Origin of the sequence: Candidatus Megaera polyxenophila, from assembly GCF_029982035.1 — a bacterium.
GTDB lineage: Bacteria > Pseudomonadota > Alphaproteobacteria > Rickettsiales > Rickettsiaceae > Megaera > Megaera polyxenophila.
This window is the reverse complement of sequence record NZ_CP104166.1, coordinates 463,923-481,556: the sequence shown is the minus strand read 5'-3', so window position 1 is coordinate 481,556 and position 17,634 is coordinate 463,923. Positions and strand designations below refer to the sequence as shown.

Here is a 17,634-nt window from a genome sequence, read left to right as displayed (position 1 = left end):
CAATTGCTTAATAATAGTATGAATAAAATCTAGTACCCGCTTTACCGGACATTTAAATTATTACCCCTTGACCAGATGCCAGAACTCCCGGCGATACTCAGCTTGGTCTTTGAATACTCCTGTAAAATGGGTAGACTCTAGTATACTGCCACCTTTCATAGTCCCTCTTGACGTCATGCAACTATGTGTCGCTGCTACCCTTACTGCAACTCCACGAGGCTTCAAGTATGTATCTAGGGCTTCCGCAATATTTGCAGTCATTTTTTCCTGAATTTGTAACCGTTTAGAAAATGCGTCTACCAGTCTTGCAAGTTTGCTTATTCCGACAACAAAACCATCTGGTAAATAAGCAATATCGACAAAACCAGTAAAAGGTAACATATGATGCTCACAAGAGGAACTAAAATTAATGGATCTCAGTAAAACTATATCATTAAAGTTGCTGATATCATAAAATCTGGTGTTTAGTATTTCCTCTATATTAACTTTATAACCGGAAAAAAGTTCATCATAACTCTTAACTACCCTAGCTGGAGTAGCTTGCATTCCTTCTCGGCTTGTATCTTCTCCTATGTAGCGAAGCAAAGTTCTAACTGCTTCTTCTGCCTGTTGTTTTGTTGGCCTTTCCCCTATCATAACTATTTTCTGATATGTGTTATAAAATTTACAAAGCGTATAGCCTTTTAGCACAAATATAAACAAACATCAACCCGCCAATAATCGCAATTAATCCTCCTCCTCCCAGTATTCCCATATAAAACTTGGCCGCCAAGGCTATTTCCCCGTCAGGATTTTTTCGCAATATTCCATATCCTCCTGCTAGAGCAAGTCCGGCAATATGCAATAACTGACCAAAAGTAATAATAATAAGCTGAATATTAGGCCACTTAGAATAGCAAGAAAGGCTATTACTGCCATAAATTGGCTGTTTTAAGGAGAGAGAGAATGTAAATAACTTCTTGCTAAGAGTTTGATCAGGTGTGGCAAAACCCGAATCACGGAAACAGAATATATAGGCAAATCCAAGAAATCCAATACTAATACCAACTATTGACCCATGGTAATGAGCAGGTATCGATAAATTTATTCCGGAAATTAAAACACCAATTAAACCACCGGCAAAAAATACCAATATTGAGGCCATAAAGGCTATGGCAACAAAGGATAGATGATTTTTGATTCTAGTAAATTTAAAAATATCGATAATTAACACTGCCATTAATAATGTGGGTGCGATTCCTCCGCAATATTGCATATGTTTAGTAAAAAATACTGTAAACTCATATTCGGGCATTTGATAGGCTAAATGGCCATAAAAAACAAATAAACTTAAGATAAAGTTAATTATAAAAAGACTGCTATAGACTTCATAATAAATTAGCCTTTTTCCTATCCAGAGCTCGGCTAAAATCAGCCACACAAACATTACTATTTGCGTATATATAAACTGCAAGAGATGACCACCACTCCAAAATAACAATTCATAATAATAATCAATTTCTATTGGAAAAACATTGGAGAGAGCCATAACCTCCTTATAAGACAAGGCGAAACACCCCCATACCATAATATACATTAGCGATGAGGTCAATTTTACCACAGGTAAAATTTGGGCTGTATACTTTTCCTCTTTAAGAGAAAAATCGTGAAAACTGTTTATAAAGACTAATATTGAAAAATATAAGATGGAAGAACCAAACAAGCTAAGACCAATTATGAACCAAACATTCTCAAGTATAGGTACATAATTATTCATTATTGGATTACTCTGGCCTATTAAAGGGCTAATAGTCATTAGAGCTATCCCAGCTAAAGCCAATTTGCTAAAAATATTGCTAAAATATAATCGCCGGCTTCCATAGGACCAAATTATACATGTAATCGAAAGTAACCAAGCTAATACTGATAAATTTACATGTATTACCAAAGAAGACTTAAATACGGATTTATCGCTGATTATTTGAGATAATTGAGGCGTTCTTAAAATAACTAAAACTATAGAATAGAAACCAGCAAGCGCTAGAGCCCATATGCCGTTTTTAAGCCAGGAAATTGCTAGTTTGTTTTCTGTTTCAATCATTATTCCTTAATTTTCCAAATAGGTTCTTGTCCAAATTTTGCATAACAACTATTTTTCTGACAAAAAACTAGTACTATTCCAAAATTAACCAAATCACTATAATTTACAACTAAGCCGTTGTTATTACAAACTAGTTTCGGAGACATTATAATTTGCACCTTAGCATCAGAGCAATTGGTATAATTTAAAGATACAGTAAAGTTTTCGTCGCTCCCAGCTAGTTCAAATAATTGATCCTTTAGCTCAGTTTCAAAATATCTACTTTTTTTTGTACCATACCAACCTAACCAATATTCTTGGGTAAAGTTAGAGATTCGATATTTTGAATATATATCTATAACATCTTTATTTTTTACGCCAATTGCTTTAATTCTATGATCATAGATAAAATCAGGTTTTGGTGATAAATACATCATAACTAAAGATATAAGAATAATCAGAAGACCAAAATAGCGCCAGGTAGTTTGCCACAAGCAAATCCAAAAAAATCCAAAAGTAAATATTAACATGCTAAAATCAGTTATATATCCGGTATCTATTGTCGATATTGGTAGATTAACTACATACTCAGCACTACTGGTAATAATTTTAACAAAAAAACCAAGTAATTTCAGGCTATAATTACATGCATTAAAAGGCATCAGTACCAAAGAAATAATAGCTAAAGGCATCATAAAAAATGACATAAGGGGTACTGCTAGCAAATTCATCAAGAGAGAATATGTAGCAAATTTATAAAAATGATAGATCACAAAAGGCGCCGTAACAATGCTGCCTAAGAAACTAGAATAAAGGTTGCCAAAAACATAAAGTTTTATAGAAGCAAAAATTCCTTTGCTTCTACCGATTAATTTCTGATTACGGAGATAAAGCTCATATCCAGAGATTAAACATAGTACTGCTGAAAACGATAACTGAAAACTTGGGTGCAGGACATATTCCGGAGAAAATAACAAGATACACGTTCCCGCTACCATTACTGAACGAAGAGGATATGCGGACCTCTCAATGATAATTGCAAGAATAACGAATAATGTCATTATAAAGGCTCTGGTAGCAGCTATATTTGCACCACTAAGTAGCAAATAACCGAAACTTCCTATAATTGAAATAATTCCTGCAGCAACTTTTATGTTTATTTTATATGACAAATAATTTGAGCAATTTAGCAAAAACCTACTGCTGATAAAAAAAATCATCGCTACTAATGATAGGTGCAGTCCTGAAACACTTAAGATATGAGCAATTCCGCTATTTCTCATATTATCGGCCATATGTTTATAGTCCCTTTGGTGGTGAAAACCTCCATCTTCCAGATGGAAAAGCTTTAGCTTGTCTAATGCGCCATGATGCGGTAGCATCATAAGTCTATGACTTACTATAACAAAAGATCACATTCAGTTTTTTATCATCGTTATCATATAGTATGGATAACGAAATATCGCTATAAGGTACTTACTTACGACATAAAAAAACGTGTTCGGGAACTAGTGTTACAGGTAGCTGAGGAAATGAGTATAAAGATAGAAAATGGCGTTGTATCAAGCGACCATGTCCATATATTTGCAAATATTCCTCCGCATATTAAAATTAGTGAATTTGTTCAGAAAGCTAAGGGAAGATCATCTAAAAGAATACAGGAAGAATTTCCGATACTAAAAAAGAAATACTGGGGTAGACATTTATGGGGCAGAGGATACTTCAGTTCAACTAGCGGTAATGTTACAGATGATATGATTAACGAATATATCAACAAACACACTGACGCTCATGAGACCGACTTTACTTCAAATATTAGGCTAGAATGAGCTTTAGCTTGATAAGCGACTTCTAGTCGCAAAGATCAAACTTTCATCTCTCAGATGAAAGTGGTTGATTTATAGCTTTAGTTTCGCCGATAAGTATGGCCGCTACAAAATTACCTTGATCAGTGCCAAGAATTCTTATCAATTCCTTATATATAATACCCCTTATATTTTGAAGCTTATCATAAAAATAGCCAGATTGGGATTTAATAACTTTAGGAGAACTAACAGCAAATCCTGTCGCTGTAATACCATTTAAATACATATAAAGGCCAAAATTGTAACCCCCGGGTAGCAAAGCGGAATTAAGAGGGAAAAGCTGAACGCGTAAATTTATTACGTCATTTTTTAGAAAATCTAGGCTACTCTCTCCTCTTAAACTTACTTTGATTTTACCAAAAATATTATCATTTTTATTTAAAATTACTACATTATCGAGAATTAACTGCGATCCACCTATCGTAGGTTTTACTTCTAAAACCTTCGCCTCTATATCAAAAACATCCGTCTTTGATATAGGCCTTGGGCTAGTTTTAGCGTTAGTGACCCTAAGATGAGTAATTACTACTCCAGAGGCAAAAGAAAATAATATGGTAAGAAATAAGCTAAATATAAGTTTTTCTTTTTTCCTTAGAGAAAATATGAAATAGAGTAAAACAGATGAAGTTATAAAACAGGAGTTAAATGAAACACCCTGATTAAAAAGCTCAACGGATTTCAAATAAAAAGCAATACCATAAAAAAAGAAAACAAAATACCATAAGCTTAAATGATGGTATTCTTGTTCTAGTTTCTTGATAAAGTAGGTAAACATTTAACCATCTAATCCGTGTTAAAATACGCACGCATATTACCAAAAATCCCTTTTTTAGAAAGCCAAGGCTAGAAATGAAAAATAATTCTCAATATAAATTAGCAAAATATTTAAGAAAATAATTTGAGCAAGCCGCCGATTATATTATGGTGACTTGTTAGAGCCAGCACTACTTCGATAGTAATCAAAAGGACAATAATCAGTTCTAATCTTGTTGAATGCCTATGATTTAAATCACTTGAAAGCACGCTATAAAGCTCATGGATTAGGTTCAAGTGGTTATTTAATATACCTTGCCTTAGGATAATGTCCTGAAACTCAACCGTCATATTATAGATTGGCTCAAAACTTGGTCTACGCCAGAAAAATTCAGGAATATCTAGGATATCACTATGTAAATTAATTGAAAACCTTGCATTAAATAACTCGCCTAACTGTTTTGACAACTGAGACCTAGATAGAGAAACTCGTCCTGTTTGAGCTAATTCTTTTTGGATAGGCTTGATGCGCTTAAGCAGGGTAATTACTGATTCTTCTAGATCATTTAGTTTAACAGATTGGGCTAGTGCATGAGAAACTGATAATTTTACTAGAGTAGAATCATTACCAAGAATAATTATGTTTTTCTCTTCGTTAATATATGTTCTATCTTCAATATCGTTATAATCAAAATCAATAAATTCGGAATGAGCTTCTTTCAATTTTCTTTTTTCTACAAAACCGATATTTCTTAATATTTCCTCTTCTTTCTTTTCATCTGCGCCCCAAATGATAATACATCCAAAAGTAAATAGAAATACATCTATTGGATGAGAATCATGTTCGTTAGCTAATTGATAATGAAGTACTTTTTCAACGAATTCTGGATTAATTGTAGTTTTTTCTAATATCGAAATAGTTTCTTGATTTAATGTATATTCCTCAGCAGTACAATAAGACGAGCATCTCATAATTAGTATTAAAATTATTTATTTCGGATTCTACGAGTCCCAATCATTGTTGTCAAACTAATTTAACCAATTAGGTTAATAACCCTTTTAACACTAATAGCTATTTCAACCATAAATACATATAATATAGTTGACCGGCTAAAAATCATATTTATAATTACGACATTAATTAGGTTATGGAGTCTCTAAAATGAATTTAAATTCCGTTATAAAAAAATCGATTACTGAATCTAAGCTTTTAAGAGTCGTACTTGGGATAATTTTGATGTTTCTAGCAGCTCAAGTACAAATTCCTCTAGAACCAGTTCCCATAACATTACATACGGTCGGTGTCCTAATAATCGCTCTTTGCTATAATAAAAAAGAGGCTATGCAAGCTATCATTGGGTATGTAACCCTCGGAGCAATAGGCTTGCCTGTTTTTGCCGGTTTCTTTGCAGGACTAACAGTATTATTTGGGCCAACGGGTGGGTATTTATTTGGTATGATTCTTTGTGTTTATGTAGTTGCTACAATGAGAGAAAAATTTGGTGAAGATACAATTTTAAAACTAATTGTATATAGTATTATTGGCTCTATTTGTGTATTTATGATTGGTACACCTCAATTAGCGCTACTTGTTGGTTTAGAGAAAGCTATAGAATTTGGCTTATTGCCATTTATTATTCCAGGAATAATAAAAGCCCTCTTTACCGCAGCTTCCGTTAATCTGCTAAAACGAAACATTAAGTGGAAGAAATAATAAAATTTCGTCCCCATCATTTTTTATGCACCCTTGGTTTTCAAGGTCACGGTTATTCTCTTGGCTTTGTAAAAAATTATAAAAAAATTGTCCAGCGACTAACATCTGATGAAAATACGCTAATTGAAGTAGTAGGCAATATGGATAGCATCTGTTTTGCCTGCCCTAATAAAATAAATGAAAGCTTATGTACCACTCAAAGTAAAATTACTAAGCTCGATTCCAGGCATCAACAAATACTTGGCCTTAAAATCGGTGAAATATTGAGCTGGAAAGAAGCAAAGGTAAAAATCAAAAAATATATGACAGTTCAAAAGTTTGATTATACTTGTGATGGCTGTTCCTGGAAAGAATATGGAATTTGTCAAAAAGCTTTAGAAAATATGCTAAAGGAAGGTGAAAGTTTTTAGTTACGTTAAGCATAATAATTAAATATGAAGAAATATTTATTGCTATTAATTTTTGTATCTATAAATTTGGTTTCATCTTGCTCCCCGATACCAAGTGCCCTGAACTCCTCAATATTACAGGAAGCAGAAAAGCTCCCTAAAACTGGGATACTTAAGCAAAGAAAAAATTATGTGTACCTAGCATTGGATAATCAATATATCCATTCTCTATATCCTATCATACAAAATTTTGATAATAAATTCCAAAAGCCTCCTTATTTCCGCAAGGCTGATCCCCTAGGATCGCATATTAGCGTAATGTATGAAAAAGAAACAGAGAATTTAAATATTGAAGAAATAAACAAAAGTTTTAATTTCACTCTCAATAAATTAAAACTGGTTGAATCTAAAGGGAAATCCTATTACGTTCTGGAAATAGAAAGCCATGAGTTAGAAAAACTTAGGCTAAAATATGGATTACCAAAATTACTGAATGGTTTTAAATTTCATATTACCGTTGCTATAAAAGAACTATAATAAACTTAGTAAATATGGATTTAATAAATCTGATATTTTTTACATATAATACTTGACTATTTTAGTTGTCTAAGTTAGTTTCTAAAGGTTATAGTTTTAGTATTTTTTAGGGTTAAACGGAGTAATGATTATATGATGCTCACAACGAAAAGCAGATATGCAGTTATGGCAATAGTAGAGGTTGCTGCTAGCCAGACAACGAGGCCCATAAAACTAGCTGATATTTCCAATAAGCAAACTATACCTCTAAATTATTTGGAACAAATTTTTTTGAAGCTAAAAAAAGCTGATATAGTCAGGTCAGTCAAGGGGCCAGGTGGTGGTTATTTTCTAAATATCCCTTCAGAATCTCTTAATATTATAGAGATTATAGATGCAGTTGAGGAAAATACTAAAATGACCCGTTGTTCGGTAGACAAGACCTGTCGGAAAAATGGTACTAAATGTATGACTCATGATTTATGGAAAGGTCTTGGTAATCAGATCCGTAATTATTTTTCATCTATTTCAGTAGCAGATGTTATGGCAGGAGAAATAGATTTTCATATAGTTAAAGAATAGTTAGATGATTTACCTTGATCATAATTCCACTACTAATCTTCTAGAAGAGGCTAAAAATGCCATGCTGCTTGCACTTGCAAAACCTTTTAACCCTTCAGCTATACATGGTTTGGGCAGGGAAGGAAAAAAAATAATTGAACAGGCACGAAAGCAAGTAGCCGGTCTTAGCGGAATTATTAACCATTTTCGGGATTATTATATTACTTTTACTTCCTCTGGAACAGAAGCAAATAACTTAATAATATCTAATTTTAATAACGGAGAAGTTTTTGTTTCTGCAATCGAACATGCATCTATTCTGGCTCATGTAAAATTTGGAAATAATATTCAGATAATCTCAGTTGATGAAAACGGTATGGTTAACCCGGAAGATTTGAAAGAGAAGTTATCTAAAAGCGCCGCAGAAAAAAAATTGGTCTCTATAATATTTGCTAACAACGAAACTGGGGTAATTCAAGACATTAAGCAAATCACAAAAATAGCTCATGATTTTGGGGCACTTGTCCATAGCGACTGCGTCCAAGCGTTTGGCAAAATACCAGTAGATTTAGTGGATCTAGACCTCGACTTTGCCACAATTTCTGCCCATAAAATAGGTGGACCTGTAGGCTCTGGCGCTCTAATTAGCAAAGCAATACACCATTTAGTTCCACATATTATTGGCGGGGGGCAGGAAAAAGGACTTCGCTCAGGTACTGAAAATGTCGCTGCTACTGCCGGTTTTGGTGTGGCTGCTGAAATTGCAAACAGGGAGCTGGAATCAAGATATAATCATTTAAAGGGATTAAGGGATTATTTAGAAAAGGAAATAGCAAAAATTTTTCCAAAAATCAAGATTGTAAATCAGCAATCAGAGCGCTTACCAAATACTAGTTTAATTATTAATTTGGGCAAAAAGTCTGAAACGCAAATTATTGCTTTTGATCTAAAAAATATTGCTATAAGTTCTGGCGCAGCCTGTTCTTCGGGAAAAATAGGTTCATCAAAAACTCTTGAAGCAATGGGTTTTAGCGAAGAAGAAAGAGATTCTGCGATTAGAATCTCTCTTGGATACACCACCACAAAACAAGATATAGATAAATTCTTAAGAATATACAGAGAAATAAATAGTTAAGTAAATATGGGAAAATTAGAAAATTTAAAAAAAGAGCTAATGAGTAAAAATTGCCGATTCCCGATTTATCTCGATAATCAGGCAACAACTCAGGTAGACCCAAGAGTAATTGAAGCCATGATGCCTTATTTAACCTCTGATTTTGGCAATCCCCATTCAAGAAGCCACCCTTATGGCTGGGAAGCAGAAGAAGCTTGTAATATCGCCAGAAAACAAGTTGCAGATTTAATCGCAGCTGAAGAAAAGGAAATAATTTTTACTTCCGGTGCAACAGAGTCGAATAACCTAGCCCTAAAAGGAATTGCCAAATTTTATGGGGAAAAAAAGAAACATATTATAACCCTGGTTACCGAGCATAAATGTATTTTAGATAGCTGTAGACATCTTGAGCAGGAAGGTTTCTCAGTTAGCTATTTACCGGTTATGGCAAATGGTATTGTTGACCTTCAAGTCTTGGAAAATGCAATTACCGAGCAAACGATTCTAGTTTCCATAATGGCGGTAAATAACGAGATTGGGGTAATCCAGCCTTTGAAAGAAATAGGCCAAATTTGCCGTAAATATAATGTATTTTTTCATTCTGACATAGCCCAAGCTTTTGGGAAAATTCCTATTAATGTAAATGAGCTAAATATTGATCTAGCTAGCATTTCAGGGCATAAAATTTATGGCCCAAAAGGTGTTGGTGCTTTATACTTACGCAAGAAACCAAGAATTCGTCTTGCTCCAATATTTAATGGTGGCGGGCAAGAACGTGGACTTCGTTCCGGTACTCTTGCTCCATTTTTAGTAGTCGGTCTTGGTAAAGCCGCAGAACTTGCCGCTAACGAAATGGATAAGGATTATAGACATGTAAAAAAACTGTTCGATAAATTCTTAAGCAGAATCACCTCAGAAGCAAAAGAAGTGTACTTAAATGGTGATAAACATAACAGATATCCTGGTAACTTAAACTTGAGTTTTGCCTATATTGAGGGAGAGTCAATGATATTAGCAATTAAGGATTTAGCTGTTTCTTCCGGATCTGCCTGTACTTCTACCTCGCTTGAACCGTCTTATGTCCTGAGAGCTCTTGGGGTAGACGAAGCGTTAGCTCACACTTCCCTTCGTTTTGGGTTTGGGCGTTTTACTAAAGAAGAGGAAATTGATTACGCAATAGAATTATTGCTATCGAAGATAAATAAATTAAGGGAGCTTAGCCCGCTATGGGAAATGGCACAAGAGGGAATTAATATTAACGAAATTAAGTGGGCAACTCATTAAAAATAAAATTGGAATGGTATAATTATGGCATATAGTAAAGAAGTAATCGACCATTACGAGAATCCACGAAACGTAGGGGTTCTTGATAAAAAAGATAAGTCGGTCGGCACGGGACTTGTAGGAGCTCCGGCTTGTGGAGACGTTCTAAAATTACAGATTAAGGTTAATGAAGAAGGGACTATTACTGATGCTAAATTTAAAGCTTTTGGTTGTGGTTCAGCTATTGCTTCTAGTTCCCTTGTTAGCGAGTGGGTAAAAGGAAAAAAACTTGAGGAAGCAATGGAGATAAAAAATACCGAGATAGCTAAGCATTTATCACTGCCGCCCGTAAAATTACACTGTTCTTTGCTTGCGGAAGATGCTATTAAGGCAGCAGTAAATGATTATAAACAAAAGCAAAAATAACTGCTATGAAAGCTGTTTTACAAGATAATTCCCTTCAAAAAAAGCAAATAATGTCTCTAACCGAAAGGGCTATTGCTCAAGTAAAACATTTGCTTGAGCAAAGAGGAAAGTCATCCCTAGGGATAAGAATCGGAGTTAAATCCGGCGGTTGTTCAGGCTTGAAATATTTCGTAGAATATGCCGATGAAAAAGGCAAATATGATGAAGTAATCCAGAATCAAGAGGTAACTATTTTAATAGATCCCAAAGCGGTTATGTACCTTCTTGGCACTCAAATGGATTATGTTAGCGAAAAATTTAAGTCCGGTTTTACTTTTTCAAATCCCAATGAGAAGGGGAAATGCGGCTGCGGAAGTTCATTTAATGTCTAATAACCTTCCATCAATAGCTAAATTAGCAGCTAAGCATGGTATCATTCCTTTAAAAAAACTGGGCCAGAATTTTATATTCGATGAAACCCTATGCGATAAAATTGTAAAAGCGAGCGGCTTGCAGGATAGCAATATTGCCTTGGAAATAGGTCCTGGTCCAGCCGGCTTGACTCGATCTATTTTAAAGACTTCATCTGGAAAACTAACAGTTATTGAAATGGATGCAAGGTGTATCCCCCTGCTTGAGGAAATAAAAACCGTTTATCCTAATCTTATTATAAAACAAGCTGATGCCTTAAAAGTAAATTTATCGGAACTAGTAACTAATGAAAAAGTAACCATAATTTCTAATTTGCCTTATAATATTGGTAGTGTCTTGTTAACATCATGGTTACTTCAATCTAAAAAAATAAACAGCATGACCTTGATGCTGCAAAAAGAGGTAGTAGATAGAATTATCGCTAAACCTGGCATCAAATCTTACGGCAGATTATCTGTTATTTGCCAAATTGTCTGTAAAATAACAAAATGCTTTGACGTTAGTCCTAAAGCTTTTTACCCTGAACCTAAGATCTGGTCTAGTGTGGTAAGGCTTGAACCTAAAAAAAATGCCCCTAGCCTGCAATTATTGACAACAATTGAACAAATTACAAATCTTGCCTTTTCAGGCCGCAGAAAAATGATTAAATCATCTTTGAAAGCCTTATCTCCAGATATCCTTCCCATATTGGAAAAATTATCCATTAAGGAATCTCTGCGCGCTGAAAATCTCTCGCCAGATGATTATTTAGCTTTAGCTAAGGCAATTTTAGGGATGCAAAATCCGGTAAGATAAATGACAAATGATCTTCTGCTCTAAGAAGTATTCTTAAAATAAGCACTAGGTCTTAGGTATTATAACTAATCGTTGCTCTCTACTAGGACACGTACAAAAAATACAAATTCCCAGCAACAATAGAAAAAACATAATTTTTTGTACGTTAAAAAGTGCCTTTAATAACCACTAGGCTGTTTATATTTATAGTCAATACTTCCCCTTCCAAGTCTACAAAGGATAAAAATTCCAGGCAAAGGTAGAAAAAACATGATTTTTTTACTTTAAGAGATATTCTTAAAATAGCCACTAGACTCTTTATAATCAATCACTGCGCTTTAGCACGCATCTATAAAAGATAAAAAAGCTCCGTGCAGGTTCAGGTTGCACAGAGCATTTTTAAATTTTTATTATAAGTAGGTTTTTATAGATTTATAGCACTTCTAAGTCCTACTGACCAGCTTTTTACCCTGCCAGTCGGGCGAGTACTCACATTAAGCCCAACCTTATATTTGTGGTTAATTTCGGCTAAAACGTCCCCTTGGATTTGCATATTAGACTTGCGTACTTTATATGCTGGAACTTTAAAGTAATTAAATTCACTAACGTTTCGGCCTTGGACCTGTTGGCTTATTGGATCTTTCCAATCATGTAAATAACTTACAGTAAATGAAGGAGTTAAATTTACACTTTCCTTGATTGAGAAATCAGTAGCAAGAGTTAACCCAACTTCACCCATTACGGATTCTCTTTTTGGTATATTAAAGTCCATTTGAGTAGAAGTTTTTTGACCCGCCGCACCTTTTTCGCTGTAGTTTTTCATTGTCACAGATTGGTAATGTCCTGCAATAAAAGGTGTAGCACTGATATTTCTAGCAAAATCAAAGCGATAACCTGTACCAAGCGTAGTAAATAAGTGATCTCCAGATGTTTTACCATGTTCTTTGTAAGTAGCTAAACCGAGTTTAATATCACGGTCAATATTGTAGTGAAGTCTACCAAGACCTGCAGATGCATAAACAAACATCGGTTTTTCAAAGCTATAAACCCCGTGTAATGATATTGCTTGTTCCCTGATTTTAGCTTTACCTCTATCTGCTACAAATTTAGTTTTGGTTTCCGCATAACCTATTCTTGTACCGATCAGTAAATTATCCTTTATCTTGTAATTTAGACCCATTCCGACATCTACTGCGCTGTCATCTTTGAAACCTAATGTTTTGTTGCTGAATGTCCCAGTACGGCTCTTACCAAAATCACCAAAAACCTGGAGGGCAAACTGATCACTACTATTTGGAGCGTCAGCAGAAGCGGCAATATTATTTTCTACTTGGCCGGTTTTGGAAAAACCTTGAGCTAAGGCAAGATTTCTTTCCGCAGTTTTCATCCCGAAGCTAAGCGGGGACTCACGTAGCAATGAAACCAGCGTCGGGCTGGTAATGACAGAATAAACAAACTGACGTTTGATATTATTGACAGGCTGGGTAGCGTGGATATCTCCTGCTGGTGCTCTTCTATCAAAAACTCCAGGTCCAAATCTATTATTACCAAGAGCCTGCTCTTCAGTTGTTAAATATTTGCTCGGATTATCAACTAGTTCTTGTATAAGATTCGCTTCATCCCAGACTATGATATTAGCTCCCGGTACGTTTAACGCCCCTCTTATTTGCGCTTTTCCTATTTCCAAGGAAATTGCTTTAGCAAACTCTTTAGAACCATTAAAAGCTTGTCTTAATGCCTCGTTATAATGGTTTCCAAGCAAAATGTAATTAGCACCGCTAAGAGTTGCTTTTTCTACGAAATTTTTGGCATTATTTTCTGTTATGTCTAAATAGCTAAATAATACAGGAAAATTGGTACGATTTACAGCGAGAATACCATTAACCACTTTAGCATCCATATCTGCAAAACCTGCCACCTGGCCATTATTCATTAAAGTGTCGGTATCACTGGTAAATACACCACCGGTGATAACATTCAAGCCTTCTCCAAAAACTTCTTCGAGAAACGAAAAACCCACCAAACCTGCTGCGGCAACTTTATTATCAGATATTGGTATATAAAGATTTGCAATTTCACTAGATAAAGGATCATAAATAACCAAGTCATTGGTTCCAAACTTTCCTTTTTGGTTTAAATAATTATTTAGATCGCCTGGAGCATAATCAATAATTACTCCACCTCCTGGTGCGTATCTCCATCCACTCAGATGTGCAGAACTATGCCCTCCAGAAGCAAAATTATTTTCATTTCTTGTAAAGGCAAAACCTAGTTGCTCCGCTAAAGTTTGTGCGTAAGTATTAACTAGCACGCCGCTAACCGGTGAGTTATGGCCACTTGCAAAACTATCACCGAAGGTAATAACATTGGTAAAATCCTGGGTGTTTTTTGAAGCTAAAGCAATCGACGAAGTACTAAGCGACAAAAGTGAAAAGCACGCAAAGGTTTTTAAAAAATTTTTCTTTTTATTAGACATTAAGATACCCCCTAATATAATAATCTTTGTCAATTAATAAGGTTATAGTATAACATTGTAGTTTTATTAAACAAATATATTCTTCCAAAAATCAAAAATTAGAAGCCAGATAAATGCTGTAAAACATATTATTTTGAAAACTGCTTACTCTATTATATTAGCTTTTATCCATATTTTCGAAAGCTTCTTCCCAAGTACCAACTGTTGCAGCCTTAGTATACTCGGTAACCCTATTTTCAAAAAAATTAGTGTGTTCTACTCCGTTTAACATTTCATCGAGCCAGGGAAGTGGGTTATTATCTACTAGATATATTTCCTTTAGACCAAGCTGCATGAGCCTGCGGTCGGCTATATATCTTATATACTGGCGTACTTCTCTAGCTGTTAACCCTTCAATACCGCCAACTTCGAAAGCTAGTTCAATAAAAGCGTCTTCAAAATGGACTATAGTTGCACAAGCTTCATAAAGTCTACTTCTTAAGTTTTCATTCCAAACTTCAGGGTTTTCTTGCACAAAAGTTTTGAACAAAGTAATTATAGAGTTAGTATGCAAAGTTTCATCCCGAACCGACCAAGTGACAATCTGGCCCATTCCCTTCATTTTATTAAAACGAGGAAAATTCAGTAAAATAGCAAAAGAGGCAAAAAGCTGCAGACCTTCCGTAAAAGCACCGAACACTGCAAGGGTAGTTGCTATATCTTCTTTGGTTTCTACCCCAAATTTCTGCATATAGTCGTACTTATCCTTCATCTCTTTATATTTCATGAATGCTTGATATTCAGCTTCATCCATACCTATAGTGTCCAGTAAATGCGAATAAGCAGCTATATGAACTGTTTCCATATTCGAAAAAGCAGAAAGCATCATCTGCACTTCAGTAGGTTGAAACACTTTAGCATAATGTTTCATGTAACAATTGTTTACCTCAATATCAGCCTGCGTAAAGAAACGGAAAATTTGAGTCAGTAAATGTTTTTCTCCAGGCGTTAAGTTATATTTCCAATCTTTTACATCATCAGCTAGTGGTACTTCTTCCGGTAACCAATGGATTTTTTGCTGAATATGCCATGCTTCATAAGCCCAAGGATATGAAAAAGGTTTGTAAATTGGTTTTGCTGACAATAATGACATTTTAATTTCTCCTTGATATTATTCGTAATAAACTGCTCTTATTTTACTGACATGATAAACATTCATCATATTCAGTTTTTGAAGATGCTTTTAGTTCTAAATTAATATTATTTTTTCTCTCTAAATCCGCCATCCCTTTATCAGTTGAAACTGCATGAGATACTTTATCTGCTCTTTGGATAGAAGTAGAACGAGAATAGTAGAGGCTCTTGATTCCCTTTTTCCAGGCTTTGAAGTGAATTTCATGTAAATATTTTTTGCTAACGTCTCCTGGCATAAAAATATTTAAAGATTGAGCTTGAGATATATGAGGCGTTCTATCGGCTGCCAGCTCAATAATCCAATTCTGATCAATTTCATAGGCTGTTTTAAAAACGTCTTTTTCATGGTCGGATAAAAATGTTAAATGTTGTACCGAACCTTCATGGGTTGAAATAGAAGACCAGACCTGATCGGTATTAAAGCCTTTTTTATCTAGTAACCTTACTAAATTCTTATTCTTGACATTAAAAGACCCGGTTAAAGTTTTTTGGGTAAAACTGTTAGCAGCAAAAGGTTCTATTCCAGGAGAAGAGTTACCGCAAATAATAGAAATAGAAGCAGTTGGGGCTATAGATGTTTTATTACTGAAACGCTCTTTAACACTCACTTCAGCTGCATCTGGGCATGCACCTCTTTCTTCTGCCAGAAGCACAGATGCAGCATTTACTTCCTTGTTTATATGTTCAAATATTTTATTATTCCAAACCTTAGCCATTACTGACTCCATAGGCACATTCTGTGCTTGGAGGAATGAATGGAATCCCATTACCCCGAGACCGACACTACGTTCACGCATTGCTGAATATTTAGCTCTGCTCATACTATCTGGAGCTTTTGTGATGAAATCCTCAAGGACATTATCAAGAAATCTCATAATATTTGGAATAAACTCTTTGTTATCTTTCCAATCTTCATAATATTCAAGATTAAGAGACGATAAGCAGCACACTGCGGTTCTATTATTACCGAGATGGTCAATACCTGTTGGAAGAGTAATTTCAGAGCAAAGGTTAGAAGTTTTTACTTTTAAACCTAACTTTTTATGATGGTCCGGAATATATTTATTTACTGCATCAATATAGAGTATATAAGGCTCTCCGGTTTCAATTCTGGTAGTGAGTAATTTTATCCATAAATCTCGTACTCTAACTGTATTTATTACACTTCCATCACGAGGGCTTTTTAGATCCCAAGTAGTATTATTTTCAACTGCTTCCATAAAGCTATCGGGAATTACAACTCCATGATGGAGATTTAGAGCCTTACGGTTTATATCACCTCCGGTAGGACGACGCAAATCAATAAATTCTTCAATTTCCGGGTGATCAATAGGCAAATAAACTGCTGCACTACCTCGCCGCAGGGAACCTTGGGAAATTGCCAGAGTCATAGAATCCTGAACTTTTAAGAATGGAACAATACCAGAGGTTTTGCCATTTCCATGTACTGCTTCATTAATAGAACGAACATTCCCCCAATAACTGCCGATTCCGCCCCCCTTAGACGCTAACCAAACATTCTCAGTCCAGAGCCCCACAATCCCTTCTAAGCTATCGTCAGTTTCATTCAAGAAACAAGAAATCGGCAATCCTCTATCTGTTCCGCCATTACTAAGTATAGGGGTAGCTGGCATAAAATGCAGCTTGCTTATATAATCGTAGATTTTATTGGCATGAGATTCATTATCTGCATAATAGCTTGCAACTCTTGCAAATAGATCTTGATAATCTTCGCCTTTTATTAGGTAACGATCCTTTAACACCGCTTTACCAAAATCACTAAGTAAACTATCACGACTTCTATCGATTTTTACCTTATATTTATTTCCTTTAGCCTTAGACATTATTTCTTTTTTCCTTTTTAAGATGAATGATACAAATCTTACAATCAAAAATTTTAAAACTAAAACTGTTTAGAATTTTAGATCAACTTGCCTTGATCATAACGCATAAACTCATTTTTCTTCAATAGTTATTTTTGCGAATATTGTATGTTTTTTTGCTTGACATACTATATGTAGTTGTTAATTGTATTGCTGTATATGAGTAAATAAATCCAGTTTATTGGTTTCATAAGATAGTTAAACCGTAATAAGAATATTTTATTATTAATAAATATTGTGTATGTGGATAAAAAATG

The 17,634-nt window shown here is 34.7% G+C and carries 18 protein-coding genes; 10 read left to right on the top strand and 8 right to left on the bottom strand.

What is annotated here, in order from left to right; all coding sequences use genetic code 11:
- Positions 1 to 60: 60 nt before the first annotated feature.
- From folE to N3Z16_RS02485, 3 genes are read right to left on the bottom strand one after another with little or no spacing between them, the layout of a single operon-like run.
- Complete coding sequence (folE, locus tag N3Z16_RS02495) at positions 61 to 636, bottom strand: GTP cyclohydrolase I FolE (RefSeq protein ID WP_282486606.1); 576 nt, start codon at positions 634 to 636, stop codon at positions 61 to 63.
- Between the two features lie 28 nt (positions 637 to 664).
- Positions 665 to 2,080: a cbb3-type cytochrome c oxidase subunit I gene (locus tag N3Z16_RS02490; protein WP_282486604.1), complete on the bottom strand. Its 1,416-nt coding sequence runs from the start codon at positions 2,078 to 2,080 to the stop codon at positions 665 to 667.
- The gene (locus N3Z16_RS02485; RefSeq protein ID WP_282486603.1) at positions 2,080 to 3,444 is read right to left on the bottom strand and encodes a ComEC/Rec2 family competence protein; all 1,365 of its coding nucleotides are present in this window, start codon (positions 3,442 to 3,444) and stop codon (positions 2,080 to 2,082) included. The genes N3Z16_RS02490 and N3Z16_RS02485 overlap by 1 nt, the downstream gene beginning before the upstream one ends.
- Positions 3,445 to 3,450: 6 nt before the next feature.
- Here N3Z16_RS02485 and tnpA point away from each other — a divergent pair, with 6 nt between their 5' ends.
- Entirely contained in the window at positions 3,451 to 3,888 is a 438-nt protein-coding gene (gene tnpA, locus N3Z16_RS02480) for an IS200/IS605 family transposase (protein WP_282485546.1), read from the top strand.
- 43 nt (positions 3,889 to 3,931) lie between these two features.
- Here the strand turns inward: tnpA and N3Z16_RS02475 are convergent, their stop codons facing one another.
- Positions 3,932 to 4,606: a DUF4131 domain-containing protein gene (locus N3Z16_RS02475; RefSeq protein WP_282486602.1), complete on the bottom strand. Its 675-nt coding sequence runs from the start codon at positions 4,604 to 4,606 to the stop codon at positions 3,932 to 3,934.
- Positions 4,607 to 4,809: 203 nt separating this feature from the next.
- Positions 4,810 to 5,649 (bottom strand): RMD1 family protein, encoded by an 840-nt coding sequence (locus N3Z16_RS02470; RefSeq protein ID WP_223938353.1) that lies wholly within the window; start codon positions 5,647 to 5,649, stop codon positions 4,810 to 4,812.
- A 190-nt stretch (positions 5,650 to 5,839) separates the two neighbouring features.
- Here N3Z16_RS02470 and N3Z16_RS02465 point away from each other — a divergent pair, with 190 nt between their 5' ends.
- The 9 genes from N3Z16_RS02465 (at position 5,840) to rsmA (ending at position 11,866) form a co-directional block, all read left to right on the top strand.
- Positions 5,840 to 6,391 (top strand): biotin transporter BioY, encoded by a 552-nt coding sequence (locus N3Z16_RS02465; RefSeq protein ID WP_282486601.1) that lies wholly within the window; start codon positions 5,840 to 5,842, stop codon positions 6,389 to 6,391.
- Positions 6,379 to 6,801 (top strand): DUF1284 domain-containing protein, encoded by a 423-nt coding sequence (locus tag N3Z16_RS02460; protein ID WP_282486600.1) that lies wholly within the window; start codon positions 6,379 to 6,381, stop codon positions 6,799 to 6,801. The genes N3Z16_RS02465 and N3Z16_RS02460 overlap by 13 nt, the downstream gene beginning before the upstream one ends.
- Positions 6,802 to 6,825: 24 nt before the next feature.
- Complete coding sequence (locus tag N3Z16_RS02455; RefSeq protein WP_282486599.1) at positions 6,826 to 7,317, top strand: hypothetical protein; 492 nt, start codon at positions 6,826 to 6,828, stop codon at positions 7,315 to 7,317.
- A 132-nt stretch (positions 7,318 to 7,449) separates the two neighbouring features.
- Complete coding sequence (locus N3Z16_RS02450) at positions 7,450 to 7,878, top strand: Rrf2 family transcriptional regulator (RefSeq protein WP_223938357.1); 429 nt, start codon at positions 7,450 to 7,452, stop codon at positions 7,876 to 7,878.
- Positions 7,879 to 7,882: 4 nt separating this feature from the next.
- Positions 7,883 to 8,992: a cysteine desulfurase family protein gene (locus N3Z16_RS02445; protein ID WP_282486598.1), complete on the top strand. Its 1,110-nt coding sequence runs from the start codon at positions 7,883 to 7,885 to the stop codon at positions 8,990 to 8,992.
- Positions 8,993 to 9,031: 39 nt separating this feature from the next.
- Positions 9,032 to 10,255 carry an IscS subfamily cysteine desulfurase gene (locus tag N3Z16_RS02440; RefSeq protein ID WP_282486597.1) on the top strand — a complete coding sequence of 408 codons (1,224 nt, stop codon included), beginning with the start codon at positions 9,032 to 9,034 and terminating at the stop codon, positions 10,253 to 10,255.
- A gap of 24 nt (positions 10,256 to 10,279) precedes the next feature.
- On the top strand, positions 10,280 to 10,660 hold the full coding sequence (gene iscU, locus N3Z16_RS02435) for a Fe-S cluster assembly scaffold IscU (protein WP_223938359.1): 381 nt from the start codon (positions 10,280 to 10,282) through the stop codon (positions 10,658 to 10,660).
- A 50-nt stretch (positions 10,661 to 10,710) separates the two neighbouring features.
- Positions 10,711 to 11,031, top strand: a complete 321-nt coding sequence (locus N3Z16_RS02430) for a HesB/IscA family protein (RefSeq protein ID WP_282486596.1) — start codon at positions 10,711 to 10,713, stop codon at positions 11,029 to 11,031.
- Complete coding sequence (gene rsmA, locus N3Z16_RS02425) at positions 11,024 to 11,866, top strand: 16S rRNA (adenine(1518)-N(6)/adenine(1519)-N(6))-dimethyltransferase RsmA (RefSeq protein ID WP_282486595.1); 843 nt, start codon at positions 11,024 to 11,026, stop codon at positions 11,864 to 11,866. The genes N3Z16_RS02430 and rsmA overlap by 8 nt, the downstream gene beginning before the upstream one ends.
- A gap of 403 nt (positions 11,867 to 12,269) precedes the next feature.
- Here the strand turns inward: rsmA and N3Z16_RS02420 are convergent, their stop codons facing one another.
- The 3 genes from N3Z16_RS02420 to N3Z16_RS02410 all read right to left on the bottom strand — a co-directional run bounded on the left by N3Z16_RS02420 (position 12,270) and on the right by N3Z16_RS02410 (position 17,338).
- On the bottom strand, positions 12,270 to 14,321 hold the full coding sequence (locus tag N3Z16_RS02420) for an autotransporter domain-containing protein (RefSeq protein WP_282486594.1): 2,052 nt from the start codon (positions 14,319 to 14,321) through the stop codon (positions 12,270 to 12,272).
- 157 nt (positions 14,322 to 14,478) lie between these two features.
- Complete coding sequence (locus N3Z16_RS02415) at positions 14,479 to 15,453, bottom strand: ribonucleotide-diphosphate reductase subunit beta (protein ID WP_282486593.1); 975 nt, start codon at positions 15,451 to 15,453, stop codon at positions 14,479 to 14,481.
- Positions 15,454 to 15,496: 43 nt separating this feature from the next.
- On the bottom strand, positions 15,497 to 17,338 hold the full coding sequence (locus tag N3Z16_RS02410) for a ribonucleoside-diphosphate reductase subunit alpha (RefSeq protein WP_282486592.1): 1,842 nt from the start codon (positions 17,336 to 17,338) through the stop codon (positions 15,497 to 15,499).
- Between the last annotated feature and the right edge of the window lie 296 nt (positions 17,339 to 17,634).

Coding starts and splice junctions, on each gene's coding strand:
- N3Z16_RS02415 (WP_282486593.1), bottom strand. CDS start 15,453: ATGTCATTATTGTCAGCAAAACCAATTTACAAACCTTTTTCATATCCT.
- N3Z16_RS02450 (WP_223938357.1), top strand. CDS start 7,450: ATGATGCTCACAACGAAAAGCAGATATGCAGTTATGGCAATAGTAGAG.
- tnpA (WP_282485546.1), top strand. CDS start 3,451: ATGACTTACTATAACAAAAGATCACATTCAGTTTTTTATCATCGTTAT.
- rsmA (WP_282486595.1), top strand. CDS start 11,024: ATGTCTAATAACCTTCCATCAATAGCTAAATTAGCAGCTAAGCATGGT.
- N3Z16_RS02445 (WP_282486598.1), top strand. CDS start 7,883: ATGATTTACCTTGATCATAATTCCACTACTAATCTTCTAGAAGAGGCT.
- N3Z16_RS02485 (WP_282486603.1), bottom strand. CDS start 3,444: ATGATGCTACCGCATCATGGCGCATTAGACAAGCTAAAGCTTTTCCAT.
- N3Z16_RS02470 (WP_223938353.1), bottom strand. CDS start 5,649: ATGAGATGCTCGTCTTATTGTACTGCTGAGGAATATACATTAAATCAA.
- iscU (WP_223938359.1), top strand. CDS start 10,280: ATGGCATATAGTAAAGAAGTAATCGACCATTACGAGAATCCACGAAAC.
- N3Z16_RS02440 (WP_282486597.1), top strand. CDS start 9,032: ATGAGTAAAAATTGCCGATTCCCGATTTATCTCGATAATCAGGCAACA.
- N3Z16_RS02455 (WP_282486599.1), top strand. CDS start 6,826: ATGAAGAAATATTTATTGCTATTAATTTTTGTATCTATAAATTTGGTT.
- N3Z16_RS02490 (WP_282486604.1), bottom strand. CDS start 2,080: ATGATTGAAACAGAAAACAAACTAGCAATTTCCTGGCTTAAAAACGGC.
- N3Z16_RS02465 (WP_282486601.1), top strand. CDS start 5,840: ATGAATTTAAATTCCGTTATAAAAAAATCGATTACTGAATCTAAGCTT.
- N3Z16_RS02420 (WP_282486594.1), bottom strand. CDS start 14,321: ATGTCTAATAAAAAGAAAAATTTTTTAAAAACCTTTGCGTGCTTTTCA.
- N3Z16_RS02430 (WP_282486596.1), top strand. CDS start 10,711: ATGTCTCTAACCGAAAGGGCTATTGCTCAAGTAAAACATTTGCTTGAG.
- folE (WP_282486606.1), bottom strand. CDS start 636: ATGATAGGGGAAAGGCCAACAAAACAACAGGCAGAAGAAGCAGTTAGA.
- N3Z16_RS02410 (WP_282486592.1), bottom strand. CDS start 17,338: ATGTCTAAGGCTAAAGGAAATAAATATAAGGTAAAAATCGATAGAAGT.